The sequence below is a fragment of the Aeromonas sp. 602658 genome, assembly GCF_049173005.1.
GTDB classification, from domain to species: Bacteria; Pseudomonadota; Gammaproteobacteria; order Enterobacterales; family Aeromonadaceae; genus Aeromonas; species Aeromonas veronii_A.
The window spans coordinates 64,833-79,432 of the sequence record NZ_JAAKRF010000007.1; the positions used below are offsets into that span (position 1 = coordinate 64,833).

The 14,600-nt window shown below is 57.5% G+C and carries 13 protein-coding genes; 9 read left to right on the forward strand and 4 right to left on the reverse strand.

Going from position 1 to position 14,600, the window contains the following annotated elements; translation table 11 throughout:
- The first annotated feature begins 68 nt into the window (after positions 1 to 68).
- On the forward strand, positions 69 to 1,499 hold the full coding sequence (gene ptsG / locus G5253_RS08230) for a PTS glucose transporter subunit IIBC (RefSeq protein ID WP_005338586.1): 1,431 nt from the start codon (positions 69 to 71) through the stop codon (positions 1,497 to 1,499).
- Between the two features lie 269 nt (positions 1,500 to 1,768).
- Here the strand turns inward: ptsG and G5253_RS08235 are convergent, their stop codons facing one another.
- The 4 genes from G5253_RS08235 to map all read right to left on the reverse strand — a co-directional run bounded on the left by G5253_RS08235 (position 1,769) and on the right by map (position 6,804).
- On the reverse strand, positions 1,769 to 2,152 hold the full coding sequence (locus tag G5253_RS08235; protein ID WP_005338583.1) for a DUF3461 family protein: 384 nt from the start codon (positions 2,150 to 2,152) through the stop codon (positions 1,769 to 1,771).
- A gap of 126 nt (positions 2,153 to 2,278) precedes the next feature.
- On the reverse strand, positions 2,279 to 3,106 hold the full coding sequence (gene dapD / locus G5253_RS08240; protein ID WP_005338581.1) for a 2,3,4,5-tetrahydropyridine-2,6-dicarboxylate N-succinyltransferase: 828 nt from the start codon (positions 3,104 to 3,106) through the stop codon (positions 2,279 to 2,281).
- Positions 3,107 to 3,280: 174 nt separating this feature from the next.
- Positions 3,281 to 5,929 (reverse strand): bifunctional uridylyltransferase/uridylyl-removing protein GlnD, encoded by a 2,649-nt coding sequence (gene glnD / locus G5253_RS08245; protein ID WP_266134124.1) that lies wholly within the window; start codon positions 5,927 to 5,929, stop codon positions 3,281 to 3,283.
- 86 nt (positions 5,930 to 6,015) lie between these two features.
- Positions 6,016 to 6,804 carry a type I methionyl aminopeptidase gene (map, locus tag G5253_RS08250; RefSeq protein ID WP_216951883.1) on the reverse strand — a complete coding sequence of 263 codons (789 nt, stop codon included), beginning with the start codon at positions 6,802 to 6,804 and terminating at the stop codon, positions 6,016 to 6,018.
- Positions 6,805 to 7,175: 371 nt separating this feature from the next.
- Here map and rpsB point away from each other — a divergent pair, with 371 nt between their 5' ends.
- From rpsB to rseP, 8 genes are all read left to right on the forward strand, one after another.
- The gene (gene rpsB, locus G5253_RS08255) at positions 7,176 to 7,904 is read left to right on the forward strand and encodes a 30S ribosomal protein S2 (RefSeq protein ID WP_204385178.1); all 729 of its coding nucleotides are present in this window, start codon (positions 7,176 to 7,178) and stop codon (positions 7,902 to 7,904) included.
- Between the two features lie 104 nt (positions 7,905 to 8,008).
- Positions 8,009 to 8,890 carry a translation elongation factor Ts gene (gene tsf / locus G5253_RS08260; protein ID WP_266134123.1) on the forward strand — a complete coding sequence of 294 codons (882 nt, stop codon included), beginning with the start codon at positions 8,009 to 8,011 and terminating at the stop codon, positions 8,888 to 8,890.
- 71 nt (positions 8,891 to 8,961) lie between these two features.
- On the forward strand, positions 8,962 to 9,696 hold the full coding sequence (gene pyrH, locus G5253_RS08265; protein ID WP_005343782.1) for a UMP kinase: 735 nt from the start codon (positions 8,962 to 8,964) through the stop codon (positions 9,694 to 9,696).
- Between the two features lie 48 nt (positions 9,697 to 9,744).
- Complete coding sequence (frr, locus tag G5253_RS08270; RefSeq protein ID WP_266134122.1) at positions 9,745 to 10,302, forward strand: ribosome recycling factor; 558 nt, start codon at positions 9,745 to 9,747, stop codon at positions 10,300 to 10,302.
- A 72-nt stretch (positions 10,303 to 10,374) separates the two neighbouring features.
- Entirely contained in the window at positions 10,375 to 11,151 is a 777-nt protein-coding gene (gene uppS, locus G5253_RS08275; RefSeq protein WP_216951881.1) for a polyprenyl diphosphate synthase, read from the forward strand.
- Positions 11,152 to 11,178: 27 nt separating this feature from the next.
- Positions 11,179 to 12,036, forward strand: a complete 858-nt coding sequence (locus G5253_RS08280) for a phosphatidate cytidylyltransferase (protein ID WP_026034918.1) — start codon at positions 11,179 to 11,181, stop codon at positions 12,034 to 12,036.
- Positions 12,036 to 13,232 (forward strand): 1-deoxy-D-xylulose-5-phosphate reductoisomerase, encoded by a 1,197-nt coding sequence (gene ispC, locus G5253_RS08285; RefSeq protein ID WP_266134121.1) that lies wholly within the window; start codon positions 12,036 to 12,038, stop codon positions 13,230 to 13,232. The genes G5253_RS08280 and ispC overlap by 1 nt, the downstream gene beginning before the upstream one ends.
- On the forward strand, positions 13,232 to 14,584 hold the full coding sequence (rseP, locus tag G5253_RS08290) for a sigma E protease regulator RseP (RefSeq protein WP_266134120.1): 1,353 nt from the start codon (positions 13,232 to 13,234) through the stop codon (positions 14,582 to 14,584). The genes ispC and rseP overlap by 1 nt, the downstream gene beginning before the upstream one ends.
- Positions 14,585 to 14,600 lie beyond the last annotated feature (16 nt).

Below are 14,600 nucleotides of genomic sequence, written 5' to 3' on the forward strand. Positions count from 1 at the left end.
AATGAATCAGTGCTTATTTCATCCAGATAGATCGTTCAGGGACGACAATCCATTCAGGAGCGCACACAATGTTCAAAAATGCTTTCTCTAATCTGCAAAAGGTTGGTAAGGCGCTGATGCTGCCAGTATCAGTCTTGCCAGTCGCAGGTATTCTGCTGGGGGTGGGTGCTGCCCACTTCAGCTGGATGCCGGAAATTGTCTCCCAATTGATGGAGCAAGCCGGTGGTTCTGTATTTGGCCAGATGGCCCTGCTGTTCGCAGTGGGTGTTGCTCTGGGCTTTACCAATAACGACGGTGTATCAGGTCTGTCAGCCATCGTTGGCTACGGCATCATGGTCGCAACCCTGAAGGTCATGGCACCTGTGATGGGTGTTGAAACCATCGAAACCGGCGTGCTGGGTGGTATCCTGGCCGGTGGTATCGCTGCCTGGGCGTTCAACCGCTTCTACAAGATCCAGCTGCCAGAGTACCTAGGCTTCTTCGCGGGCAAACGTGCCGTACCCATCATCACCGGTTTCCTCTCCATCGGTCTGGGTGTGATCCTGTCCGTGATTTGGCCGCCAGTGGGTGGCGCCATCGGTGCCTTCTCTGACTGGGCTGCCAACCAGAACCCGGTACTGGCCTTCGGTATCTACGGCGTGGTTGAGCGCTCCCTGATCCCGTTCGGTCTGCACCACATCTGGAACGTACCGTTCTTCTATCAGGCTGGTACCTGCGTCAACGGTGCCGGTGAAACTGTTCACGGTATCATGACCTGCTTCCTGACTGCTGATGACGCGTCCCGCGCTGCCGGTAACGGCTTCGGTCAGCTGGCTGGTGGCTATCTGTTCAAAATGTTCGGTCTGCCTGCTGCTGCGTTCGCCATCGCTCACGCTGCCAAGCCGGAAAACCGCGCCAAGATCGTTGGTATCATGGCCTCTGCAGCCCTGACCTCTTTCCTGACCGGTATCACCGAGCCGATTGAATTCTCCTTCCTGTTCATCGCTCCGGTTCTGTACGCAATTCACGCTGTACTGGCTGGTCTGGCTTATGTGCTGACCAACTCTCTGGGCATCGTACACGGTCACACCTTCTCCAACGGTTTCATCGACTTCGTGGTGCAATCACCGCGTGCCGACAACATGCTGCTGCTGGTTGGTCTGGGTCTGGTTTACGCGGCCATCTACTACGTCGTATTCAGCTTCGTTATCCGTGCCATGAACCTGAAAACCCCGGGTCGTGAAGACGAGACTGCTGAAGAGGCCGTTGGCCAAGGCAAAGACGAGATGTCTGCTGCTCTGGTTGCCGCCTTCGGTGGTAAAGAGAACATCGCTTCTCTGGATGCCTGCATCACCCGTCTGCGTGTTGGCGTAAAAGATGTTGCCAAAGTTGACCAGGCTGGTCTGAAGAAGCTGGGTGCAGCCGGTGTGGTTGTGGCTGGTTCCGGCGTTCAAGCCATCTTTGGTACCAAGTCTGACAACCTGAAAACCGACATGGACATCTGGATGAAGAGCAACTAATTCTGTTGCCTGAATATCAGCGTGTTTGAAGAGGGAGGCGAAAGCCTCCCTCTTGCTATTTCTGGTTATGGATCGTGCGAGTCACAGCAGGTCGAACTCGGCAGGAGTCTCGTTACCCAAGATGCGATGTGTAACGGGATGCCCTATGTCGGCACAACCGCTGGTGTGCCTCGCTCGACTTATCGCATGTCATCACCTGATAAACCTATATAAAGTCAGCCAATAAAAAGAGCGCCACATTGGGCGCTCTTTAAGCAAGAGGGGGAGGGTTAGAGTTTCTCCAGATCCCGTTCGATTTCGCTGATCTTGTTTTGTACCACTTTTTCCAGATGGCGCAGGTCGCGCAGGATCTTTTGCTTGATGTCCGGGTCGGCCTGCTGATGGACGCCCTGGGTCAGGTTGTCCAGCTCATCCACCACATATTTGAGGTTGGCGTTGATCTCGGTGACATCCTTGTACTCATGGGTACCGGAATCGACCAGCATGGTCTTGCGCTGGCGTGGATACTTGAATTTGACACTCTTGGCGAAGAACTCGCCTTTCTGCTTCTTGAAGTAGATCTTGAGGATGTCGTGGTTGGCCTCCTGGCGCAGGGTATAGCTGTCGACGGAGGCGGGATCCTGGATCCCCAGGCTCTTCAGATTCTCGTACATCAGGCTTCCTCGGTTTGAAACGATCCTGTCCCATCCATCTTAACCGATGCCTCATGGCTTGCCTGTGACAGGGGCGCCAAAATGAAAAGGGCGCCATCAGGCGCCCTTTCATCACAGCAATGCTGATTACTCGTCGATGGAGCGCAGCAGGGCGTTGATGCCGACTTTGGCACGGGTTTTTGCATCGACCTTTTTGACGATCACCGCCGCGTAGAGGCTGTATTTACCGCACTTGGAGGGCAGGGAGCCGGAGACGACCACGGAGCCAGCCGGTACGCGGCCGTAGTGGATCTCGCCGGTTTCACGGTCATAGATGCGGGTGGACTGGCCGATGAAGACGCCCATGGAGATGACGGAACCTTCCTCGACGATCACCCCTTCAACCACTTCGGAGCGGGCACCGATAAAGCAGTTGTCTTCGATGATGGTCGGGTTGGCCTGCAGCGGCTCCAGTACGCCGCCGATGCCGACGCCGCCGGAGAGGTGGACGTTCTTACCGATCTGGGCGCAAGAGCCGACAGTAGCCCAAGTATCGACCATGGTACCTTCGTCAACGAAGGCGCCGATGTTGACATAGGAGGGCATCAGCACGGTATTGGGGGCGATAAAAGAGCCTTTGCGGGCGGTCGCCGGCGGCACCACGCGCACACCCGCTTCCTTGAACTGCTCGGCAGTGTAGTTGGAGAATTTGAGGGGAACCTTGTCGTAGTACTGGGCATCGTCGCCCTTAATGATGCCGTTGTCGTTGATGCGGAAGTAGAGCAGTACCGCTTTCTTCAACCACTGATGGACAACCCACTCACCGGCGATCTTCTCGGCAACCCGCGCCTTGCCGGAGTCCAGCAGGTCGATGGCTTGCAGGATGGCGGACTTGGTGGCGCTATCCACTGAGCCCGGAGTAATGGTGTCGCGGCGCTCGAAGGCCGCTTCAATGATCTGTTGCAACTCGGTCATGACAGGTTTCCTTTAAAAAATTCTGTTTGTTGTATCACACTTTTCCGACTGTTTTTAAGGGGTTGACCGGAATTCTTCCGGCCAGCGGCCATTTCTTCATCCTGTGTGCGCCAACCAGTTGTTTGGTATGGTAAAAAACGCCCGGCAATCAGCCTCTTTCGAATCACTCTTCGCTTAATCCAGTACCGACTGCTGGGGATTGAGCTGGTGTACCAGTCGCTCTTCCAATTGCTGTTGTTGCTCGGCGGTCAATGGTTCGCCATCGAGGCTGGTCAGGCTGAAAAAGTCCTCGACCCGCTCGCCGAAGGTAGCGATCTTGGCGGCATGCAGTGACAGACCACACTGCTGGAACACGGCACCGATCCGTGCCAGCAGGCCGGGAGTATCGAGGGCGGTCAGCTCCATCAGGGTGTGACGGCTCTCCCCTTTAGTGGGCGAAGAGCGGGGCAGGAAGACCACCCGGGTTGGCACGCTGAACTGGCGGTGGCGCCGTGACAGCGGCTTGTTGCGCAGTACCAGCTTGCCCGGCTCCTGCAGTGCTTTCTCCAGCGCCTTCTTGATGGTAGCGGTGCGGTTGGGGCTGATGGGTTCGCCGCTTGGCTCCAGTACCACGAAGGTGTCGAGCACGAAGTTGCTGCGCGAGTTCATGATCTGGGCGTCGTGGATGTTGAGGTTCTTCTGATCCAGCGCCGAGGCCACGGTGGCAAACAGATTCGGCGTGTCGCGGCAGTAGATAAACACTTCGCTGCCACCGCGGGTCGGGTGTTTGCCGATCAGCACCAGCGGCGCCGGGTTGTCGCCATGCTCGATGATGTGGCGGCAGTGCCAGGCGATCTGCTCCGGGCTGTGGCGCAGGAAGTAGTCGGCTTTGAAATCGGCCCAGAGCTGATTGATTGCCTCTTCCGATACATCCCGTTGCGCCAGCAGTTGCTTGGCCTGACGCTGGTTTTCGCGAATGCGCAGCCGCATGTCGGGCGGGTTCTCCAACCCCTGGCGCAGCGCCTTCTGGGTCGCGAAGTAGAGCTCCCGCAGCAGGGTGCCCTTCCAGTCGTTCCACAGGGTGTCGTTGGTGGCGCAGATATCGGCCACGGTAAGGCAGTAGAGCAGGTCGAGGTGCTGCTCGTCACGCACCTTCTGGGCAAAGTCGGTGACCACGTCGGGATCGTAGATATCGCGGCGCTGGGCGGTAACCGACATCAGCAGGTGATGGCGCACCAGCCAGGCGACCAGTCGGCTCTCGTAGCGATCCAGACCGTGCAGCTGGCAGAACTCCAACGCATCGACGGCGCCGAGCTCCGAGTGATCGCCACGCCGCCCCTTGGCGATATCGTGGAACAGGGCGGCGATGCTGAGCAGCTCCGGTTTGCGCAGCCGAGTGAACACATCGTGGCAGAGCGGATGGGTTTGGCGACTGGCCGGATTGGGAAACTGATGAATGTTCTTGAGCAGCCGGTGGGTGTGCTCATCCACCGTGTAGGCGTGGAACATGTCGAACTGCATCTGGCCGACGATCAGGTTCCACTGGGGCAGATAGGCGGCGAGGATGCCGTACTTGTGCATCAGGGTGAGCGGCAGGCCGATGCCGTTGGGGTGGCGCAGCAGCGCCATAAACAGGCGACGGCAGTCAGGCAAGTCCTGCAGCCAGCAGTTGAGTTTGCGGCGTGCCTCGCGCAGTTGGCGCAGGGTTGCCGAGTGGATGCCGGCAATCTCGGGATGCTGGGCCATCTGATAGAAGAGGCGCAGAATAGCGGCCGGTTCACGGCTAAACAGCTCCGCATCCACCGCATCGATGAGGCGGCCACGGAGCTGGAACTCGTCGGAGAGGCGGCGCACATCCATGGCGGTGTTGCCGAGGATCGCCTCGTCAAACAGCTGCAGCAGCATCTCGTTGAGCTCGGAGACCCGCCGCACCGTCTGGTAGAAGCGCTTCATCATCTGCTCGACCGGGGTGTTGCCTTCCCCTTCGAACCCCAGCATCTGGGCCACGGTGCGCTGGCGATCGAACAGCAGGCGGTTATCTCCCTTGTTGATGGCCATGTGCAGGGCAAAGCGCACCTTCCAGAGAAAATTCTGGCAGTCGAGTAGTTCGCGATACTCGGCGCGATTGAGAAAGCCGTGGCTGGTCATCTCGAACAAGGTGGTGGCGCCAAAGTGGCGGCGGGCGACCCAGGCGAGGGTCTGAATGTCGCGCAGGCCGCCCGGATTGCTCTTGAGATCCGGCTCCAGCTTGTAGGCGGTGCCGAGAAACTGCTGGTGCCGCTCCGCCTGCTCTTGGCGCTTGGCACGAAAGAAGGCTTCACTTGGCCAGAAGTGCTGGGGGCCGGTGGCCTCTTTCAGTTGCCGAAAGCCCTCCTGGCGACCTGTGATGTAGCGGGCCTCGATGAGGTTGGTGGCGACCGTAATATCGGCGCGCCCCTGCTCGAGACACTCCGCCACGTTGCGCACCGCCTGACCCACCTCCAGCTTGAGATCCCACAACAGGGTGATGAACTCGCCAATGCGTAGTCCCAACACTTCGTCCAGTTCGTCGCCGTCATAGAGGATCAGCAGGTCGATATCGGAGTGGGGGTGCAGCTCGCCGCGGCCATAGCCCCCCACCGCGATCAGGGTCAGGTCGCTCTTGTCGAAGCCAAACTTCTGCCACAGGCGGCAGAGCAACTGATCCATGTATTCGGAGCGGGTGGCAACCAGCTCGATAATGTTGTCGCCGGCATCAAAACGGGCGTGCAGCCAGCCGAGAAAGCGGCTCAGGTACTCTTTGCAGTTGTCGCGAGTGAGCTGATCATCGGGTAACAAATGGGGGGAAAGCAGGCTGGCGTCCATGGCATCTCACACGCAAGTGGCAGGCAAACGGCTGAAACAGAAGTAAAAACCCCGGCGCTTTGGAAGTTCAGGGCCGGGGTTCGATGTTAGCTGTGTTTGATGAAGCGGTCGATAGTGTCATCGGGGCGCAGGGTGAGCACCTCGCAGCCATCCTCGGTCACCAGCAGGGTGTGCTCCCACTGGGCGGAGTCGCCGCCATCCTTGGTGGTCACGGTCCAGCCATCCTTCGGATTGACCTTGCAGTGATACTTCTTGCTGTTGACCATCGGCTCGATGGTGAAGCACATGCCTGCTTTCAGCTCCAGCTTGCCACTGTTGCGGTAGTGCAGGATCTGCGGCTCTTCGTGGAACTCGGCACCGATGCCGTGGCCGCAGTAGTCACGCACCACGGAGAAGCCGGCCTTCTCGACGATGGGCTGGATCACGGCGCCAATTTCGGTGATGCAGGCACCCGGACGCACCTTCTTGATGGCAGCGTAGAGGCTCTCTTGCGCAACCTTGCAGAGCTGGCGGCGCAGCGGGGTGGTTTCCCCCACGATGAACATAGCCGAGGTATCGCCGTGGTAGCCATCCTTGATAACGGTGATGTCGAGGTTGATGATGTCGCCATCACGCAGCTTCTTGTGGTTCGGGATGCCGTGACAGATCACATCGTTCACCGAGGTACAGATGGATTTCGGGAAACCGTGATAGTTGAGCGGGGCCGGGATGGCCTGCTGCACGTCGACAATATAGTTGTGGCAGAGGGTGTTCAGTTCGTCAGTGGTGACGCCAGCTTTGACATGGGGCGCAATCATGACCAGCACATCGGCGGCCAATTGGCCGGCAACGCGCATCTTTTCAATCTCTTCCGGTGTCTTGATTTTAATGGACATGGGATCTCTCTTGGGACCTGATCGCGCATCTATCGATGTCCGGCAATCAGGTAATGAAAAATAGATGCGTTTGCAATCAGGCCAAAATTTTATCCGCAACCCCCGCGTACTTCCAGTGTGATTGTCATCACAGCGTCAAATGGCAGTCGCAACCTCCTCTGGCGGGATCCAGATTTACACCTGTTTAGAGTGTCGGCCGGTGGTGTCCTGAACAAAGTTATGGTATAAAGCGCGCCGGAATGGGGAACTTGCGTCCCGATTTCATCACCCTTACTTAAACAACACACACACATCGACACATATGCCGGGGTGCCTTAACGGGTCGGTTATATGGGATGTGTGGAGGCCTAACCCCAATACAGAGGTATAAAATGGCTAAAGTTTCTATGCGCGACATGCTGCAAGCCGGCGTTCACTTCGGTCACCAGACTCGTTACTGGAACCCGAAAATGAAATCCTACATCTTCGGTGCCCGCAGCAAAGTTCACATCATCAACCTGGAAAAAACCGTTCCGATGTTTGACGATGCCATGAACTTCATCAGCTCCGTAGCTGCCAAGAAAGGCAAGGTACTGTTCGTAGGTACCAAGCGTGCCGCGTCTGAAGCCGTAAAAGAAGCCGCTGAGCGTTGCGACCAGTTCTATGTTAACCACCGCTGGCTGGGCGGCATGCTGACCAACTGGAAAACCGTTCGTCAGTCCATCAAGCGCCTGAAAGATCTGGAAACCCAGAGCCAGGACGGTACCTTCGAGAAGCTGACCAAGAAAGAGGCGCTGATGCGTACTCGCGAAATGGAAAAGCTGGAGAAGAGCCTGGGTGGTATCAAGAACATGGGCGGCCTGCCTGACGTTCTGTTCGTTGTCGATGCCGACCACGAGCACATCGCTATCAAAGAAGCCAACAACCTGGGTATCCCGGTAGTTTCCATCGTTGATACCAACTCCAACCCGGACGGCGTTGATTACGTCATCCCGGGTAACGACGACGCTATCCGTGCCGTACAGCTGTACCTGAATGCTGCTGCTGACACCGTACTGGAAGCTCGCGAGCAGGACATCGTTGTTCAAGCCGAACAAGATGGCTTCGTTGAAGCTGAGTAATTGATAAGGTCTGCAAAGCCCTTATTAACCAAGCTGATGTAATTGGTTAGCAGGGGCCCTTGTGGCCCCTGTTTCTTGTCAATTCAAGACCGAGGATACTGGACATGGCAAACATTTCTGCCGCCCTGGTAAAAGAACTGCGCGAGCGCACCGCCGCTGGCATGATGGATTGCAAAAAAGCACTGGAAGAGGCCAACGGCGATATCGAGCTGGCCATCGAGAACATGCGTAAATCCGGTCAGGCCAAAGCCGCCAAGAAAGCTGGCCGTATCGCCGCTGAAGGTGTGATCTTCGCCCGTACCGAAGGCAACGTTGCCGTCATGATCGAGCTGAACTGCGAGACTGACTTCGTTTCCAAGGATGCCGGTTTCCTGGCCATGGGTCAGAAGATCGTCGAGATCGCTGCTACCCAGAAGATCGCAGACGTTGACGCGCTGAAAGCCGCTGACTTCGGTAACGGCGAATCCGTCGAGCTGACCATCACCAACCTGATCGCCAAGATCGGTGAGAACATGAACCTGCGTCGTGTGATGCTGGTTGAAGGTGACAACCTGGGCACCTACGTTCACGGTTCCCGCATTGGTGTTATCACCAAGCTGACCGGTGGTTCTGCCGAGCTGGCCAAAGATCTGGCCATGCACGTTGCTGCCAACAGCCCGCAATTCGTCAAGCCTGAAGACGTGTCTGCTGAAGTCGTTGCCAAAGAGCGCGAAATCCAGATCGACATCGCCATCAACTCTGGCAAGCCGAAAGAGATCGCCGAGAAGATGGTTGAAGGCCGCATGAAGAAGTTCACCGGTGAGGTTTCCCTGACTGGTCAACCGTTCGTGAAAGATCCTTCCATGACCGTTGCCGAGCTGCTTAAGAAAGAAGGCGCTGACGTTGTCTCCTTCACCCGTTTCGAAGTGGGCGAAGGCATCGAGAAGCAAGAGACCGATTTCGCTGCTGAAGTTGCAGCCCAAATCGCGGCCGCTCAAAAGGCCTAATCGAACCGGTTTTTCCGTTTCCCCAGACCGCGACTTATGTCGCGGTCTTTATATGACCAGGAATCAGTGACATGAGTACCAATCCCAAACCTGCATACAGACGTGTTCTTCTGAAGTTGAGTGGTGAAGCCCTGCAAGGATCCGAGGGTTTCGGCATTGATCCGGCGGTGCTGGAGCGGATGGCCCAAGAGATCAAAGAGCTGGTTGAGCTGGGTGTTCAGGTCGGTCTGGTCATCGGTGGCGGCAACCTGTTCCGTGGTGCCGGTCTTGCCAAAGCGGGCATGAACCGCGTGGTGGGCGACCACATGGGTATGCTGGCAACCGTGATGAACGGTCTGGCCATGCGTGATGCCCTGCATCGTGCTTATGTGAATGCCCGTCTGATGTCTGCCATTTCCCTGCAAGGGGTTTGTGACTCCTACAGCTGGGCCGAGGCAATCAGCCAGCTGCGTGCAGGCAAAGTGGTGATCTTCTCTGCCGGTACTGGTAACCCCTTCTTCACTACCGATTCTGCAGCTTGCTTGCGCGGGATCGAGATCGAAGCCGACGTGGTGCTCAAGGCCACCAAGGTTGATGGTGTATACAACGAAGATCCGGTCAAGAATCCGGATGCCGTGCTGTACCATGAATTGAGTTATGATGAAGTTCTTGAAAAAGAGCTCAAGGTGATGGATCTTGCTGCTTTTACTCTGGCACGTGACCATGATCTGCCGATCCGGGTGTTCAACATGAACAAGCCGGGCGCTTTGCGCCGGGTTATCATGGGTGAGCCGGAAGGTACCCTGATCCATTACGTCAGCAAATAATATAGATGCGAGCCGCATGGCGGCTCGTTCGCCAAAAGGAAAACCGCTGTGATCAACGAGATTAAAAACGACGCCAAGGAGCGTATGGGCAAGAGTGTCGAGTCACTCAAGACCCAGATGTCCAAGATCCGTACTGGCCGTGCTCACCCGAGCCTGCTCGACGGCATCCAGGTTGAGTACTACGGTGCGGCCACTCCGCTGAAACAGCTGGCCAACGTGGTGGCTGAAGATTCTCGCACCCTCTCCATCTCCGTCTTTGACCGTTCCATGATCCAGGCGGTAGAGAAGGCGATCCTGACCTCCGATCTGGGCCTGAACCCCTCCAGCAATGGCCAGACCCTGCGGGTGCCGCTGCCGCCGCTGACCGAAGAGCGCCGTCGCGACCTGACCAAGATCGTCCGTGCCGAAGCGGAAAACGCCCGTGTTGCCGTGCGCAACATTCGCCGCGATGCCAACGCCGACCTGAAAGCGCTGCTGAAGGACAAAGAGATCTCCGAAGACGACGACCGTCGCGCCCAGGAAGAGATCCAGAAACTGACTGACTCCTACATCAAGCTGGTCGATGAGGCTCTTGCTGCAAAGGAGAAGGAGCTAATGGAAATCTAAGCGCCTGAAAGGTATATTACGAGCGCCGTGTAGTGCCCCTGCACGGCGCTTTTGTCTTTGTGGGAGAAAACCATGTCGCTTTTGGCTGCGTTGGGTGATTGTGCCAACTCGTCTTTACCCCGTCACGTCGCCATCATCATGGATGGTAACGGTCGCTGGGCCCAGAACCGAGGCAAGATGCGGGTTTATGGCCACAAGGCGGGCGTCAAGTCAGTGCGCGAGGCCGTTACCTTTGCTGCGCGAGCCAAGATCGAGGCATTGACCCTGTTTGCATTCTCCAGCGAAAACTGGCGTCGTCCGGAAGGGGAAGTCAGCGCCTTGATGGAGCTCTTCATTACCGTGCTGGGCCGCGAGGTGAACAAACTTCACAGTCACGGGATCCGGCTCAGGGTGATTGGCGATACCGCTCGCTTCAGTGATCGGTTGCAGGCCAAAATCGCCAAGGCGGAAGCCTTGACCGCCAATAACAAGGGATTGACCCTGAATATTGCGGCCAACTATGGCGGCCAGTGGGATATCGCTCAGGCGGCTCGCAAGCTGGCCCGCGCGGTTGTTGCCGGTGAACTGGCCGCCGATGACATCGATGAATCCATGCTTGGTCGCGAAGTGTGTATGGCCGACCTGCCGCCGGTGGATCTCCTGATCCGTACCGGTGGCGATCATCGCATCAGCAACTTTGTGTTATGGCAGCTCGCCTATGCAGAGCTCTATTTTACCCCGGTATTGTGGCCCGATTTCAACGAGGCCGAGTTCAGTGAGGCGGTTGCCTCTTTCGTTGCCCGCGAGCGTCGCTTCGGTTGCACGGGTGAACAGATACGGGAATTGATCGCCGAGCAGCAGACCGGCTAAACCCCGCTCCCAAGAGAGAGGTTTCTTTTGCTAAAACAACGAATTATTACTGCTTTGATGTTGATCCCCCTGGTGTTGGGGGCGCTCTTCTTTCTGCCATTGAAATTTTTTGCCCTGTTGGCCGCGCTGGTGTTTTTGTTGGCCAGTCGCGAATGGAGTGGGTTTGTCTCTGCTGCTCCGCAGCAATGGTTACCCATCGTATTTTGTCTGTTGCTCGGTGCCAGCCTCTTTTGGCTGCCGGTGGAGCAACTCTGGACGCCTCACCTGCACCCCCTGGTGATGGGCGTGCTCTGGACCGCGGTAAGCTGGTGGTTGCTGGGTCTGCTGCTGGTGCTGCGTTATCCCCAAAGCGCCAAGCTGTGGAAAGAGTCTATCTGGCTCAAGTCGCTGTTTGGTCTGGTGACCCTGGTTCCCTTCTTCTGGTCGCTGGTCGCCATTCGTGGTTACAACTTTTACCATGACCCCATGATGGGGGCCTGGATCCTGTTGTTCGTGATGGGACTGGTCTGGGCGGCAGATTCTGGCGCGTATTTTTTCGGCAAGGCGTTCGGTAAGCACAAGCTGGCACCGGCTGTGAGTCCGGGCAAAACCATCGAAGGAATGTGTGGCGGCCTCTTTACCGCCAGCCTGCTGGCCATCGGCGTTACCTGGTCGATGGGATTTGTTCCTGCCAAGATGATCACCGTGCTGTTTTGCTCTCTGCTGGCGGTGCTGGCCTCCGTACTCGGCGATCTGACCGAAAGCATGTTCAAGCGCGAAGCGGGCATCAAGGATTCCGGCACCCTGCTGCCGGGTCATGGCGGTATTCTCGACCGGATCGACAGCCTGACCGCCGCCCTGCCGGTGTTTCTGCTCAGTTATCTGCTACTCAGTCAGGAGTTTTGATGCACAAGTCACTGGTTATTCTGGGAGCCTCCGGCTCCATCGGTCAGAGTACCTTGAAAGTGCTGCGCCATAACCCGGGCAGTTGGCAAGTGTTGGCGTTGACCGCCGCCCGCAACGTGGATGCCATATTGCGGGACTGCCTCGAATTCTCCCCCCGTTTTGCCGTGATGGTCGATGAGGATGCCGCCCGTGAACTGGCTGCCCGTCTGAAAGCGCACGGTAGTACAACCCGGGTCATGTCTGGTGCAGCAGCCCTTTGCGAGGTTGCCGCTCACCCCGACGCCCATAGCGTGATGGCCGCCATTGTGGGGGCGGCCGGACTGGCCCCGACCATGGCTGCGGTTCGTGCCGGAAAGCGTATTTTGCTGGCCAACAAGGAGGCGCTGGTGATGTCCGGTGCTTTCTTCATGGAGGCCGTGCGCGAGCATGGCGCCGAGCTGCTACCCATCGACAGCGAACACAATGCGATCTTCCAGTGTCTGCCGACTGCCGTGCAGCGCCAGCCCGGTTTTTGCGATCTGGCGGCGGCGGGGATCAGCAAGATTTTGCTGACCGGTTCCGGCGGTCCGTTCCGTTACACCGAGATCAGCGAGCTGGCGAAGGTGACGCCGGCGCAGGCCATCGCTCATCCCAACTGGTCGATGGGGGCCAAGATTTCGGTCGACTCCGCCACCATGATCAACAAGGGGCTGGAGTACATCGAGGCGCGCTGGTTGTTCAATGCGGCGCCCGAGCAGATCCAGGTGGTGATCCACCCGCAGTCGGTGATCCACTCCATGGTGCAGTATAAGGATGGCTCCGTGCTGGCCCAGCTTGGCAATCCGGATATGTGTACCCCCATCGCCCATGCGCTTGCTTATCCCAATCGCATCCCCTCCAGTGTGGAACCTTTGGATTTCTTCAGTGTCGGAGAGTTCAGCTTTATCCGGCCTGATTATGATCGCTACCCCTGTCTGGCGCTGGCCATCAATGCCTGCCAGAAGGGACAAGCGGCGACCACTGCGCTCAATGCGGCCAACGAGGAGGCGGTTGCCGCCTTCCTGGCCGGGCGCATCGGTTTTATGGATATTGCCCGGATCAACGAGGCAGTGATGCTGGCGCTGGAGAGCAGCGCCGTCGGCTCGCTCGATGATCTGTTTGCCCTGGACGGTGCGGCAAGAGCCCGTGCTCACACTTTGATTGAGGAGCTTGGCTGATGGGCGGTGTGTTGTGGAATATCGGTGCTTTTGTTGTTGCGCTGGGCCTGCTGGTCGCGGTGCACGAGTTTGGTCACTTCTGGGTGGCCCGTCGTTGTGGCGTCAAGGTTGAGCGCTTCTCCATCGGTTTTGGCAAGGCGATCTGGCGCCGGATGGGTAAAGATGGCACCGAATATGTGCTGGCGCTGATCCCGCTCGGTGGTTACGTCAAGATGCTCGATGGCCGGGTCGATGAACTCAAGCCCGGTGACGAGCAGTATGCCTTCAACCACAAGAGTGTCTGGGCGCGGATGGCGATTGTCGCCGCAGGTCCCATGGCCAACTTCGTGTTTGCCCTGTTTGCCCTCTGGCTGATGTTTATCATCGGGGTGCCGAGCGTCAAGCCGGTGATCGGTGAAGTGCGTCCGGCATCCATCGTGGCCGAGGCGGGTGTGCTGCCCGGGATGGAGATTGTCGGGGTCGGCGATGAGCTGACCGGTGACTGGGAGAGCGTCACCTACGCTCTTATAAGTCATCTGGGTGATGATGCAGTGACTCTCAAGGTGCAGGCACCCAATACCAGCTATGCCACCGATAAAACCTTGTCGCTGACCGGCTGGACCTTCGATCCGGATAAAGAGTCGCCTATCGGCAGCTTGGGGATCGTCCCCCTGAGTGGCAAAGTGCTGCCAGTCGTGGCTGCAGTGGTGGCCAAGAGTGCCAGTGAAAAGGCGGGGCTGCAGGTCGGTGACCGTATCAAACAGGTCGGCGATCAGCCTATTACCGCGTGGGCCCAGTTTGTCGAACTGGTGCAGCAGGCACCGGGCGAACCCCTTCAAGTGGTGGTTGAGCGCAACAACAGTGATCTCAACGTGACCCTGACCCCGGATAGCCGCAAGGTGCAGGGCAAGCTGGTGGGATTCGTCGGTCTCTCACCGCAACTGGTTCCATTACCGGATGAATATCGAATTCTGTTACAGTATGGGCCTTTGCAGGCGCTGTGGCATGGCGCGGACAAAACCTGGAGCCTGATCACGCTCACCTTTGACATGATTGGCAAGTTGATTGGTGGCATCGTGTCGCTGGACAACCTGAGTGGCCCCATCTCCATTGCCAAGGGCGCCGGCAGCAGTGCCGACTATGGTCTGGTCTATTTCTTGAGTTTTCTGGCGCTGATCAGCGTCAATCTGGGGATTATCAATCTGTTCCCCCTGCCGGTGCTTGATGGTGGCCATCTGGTCTATTTCCTGATCGAAGCGGTCACCGGCAAGCCGGTATCAGAGAAAATACAGGAAGTGGGTTTCAGGATCGGTGCCGCCATTCTGATGTTATTGATGGGCATTGCGCTGTTTAACGATTTCGCTCGCCTCTGAGGCCAGAGCATCAACA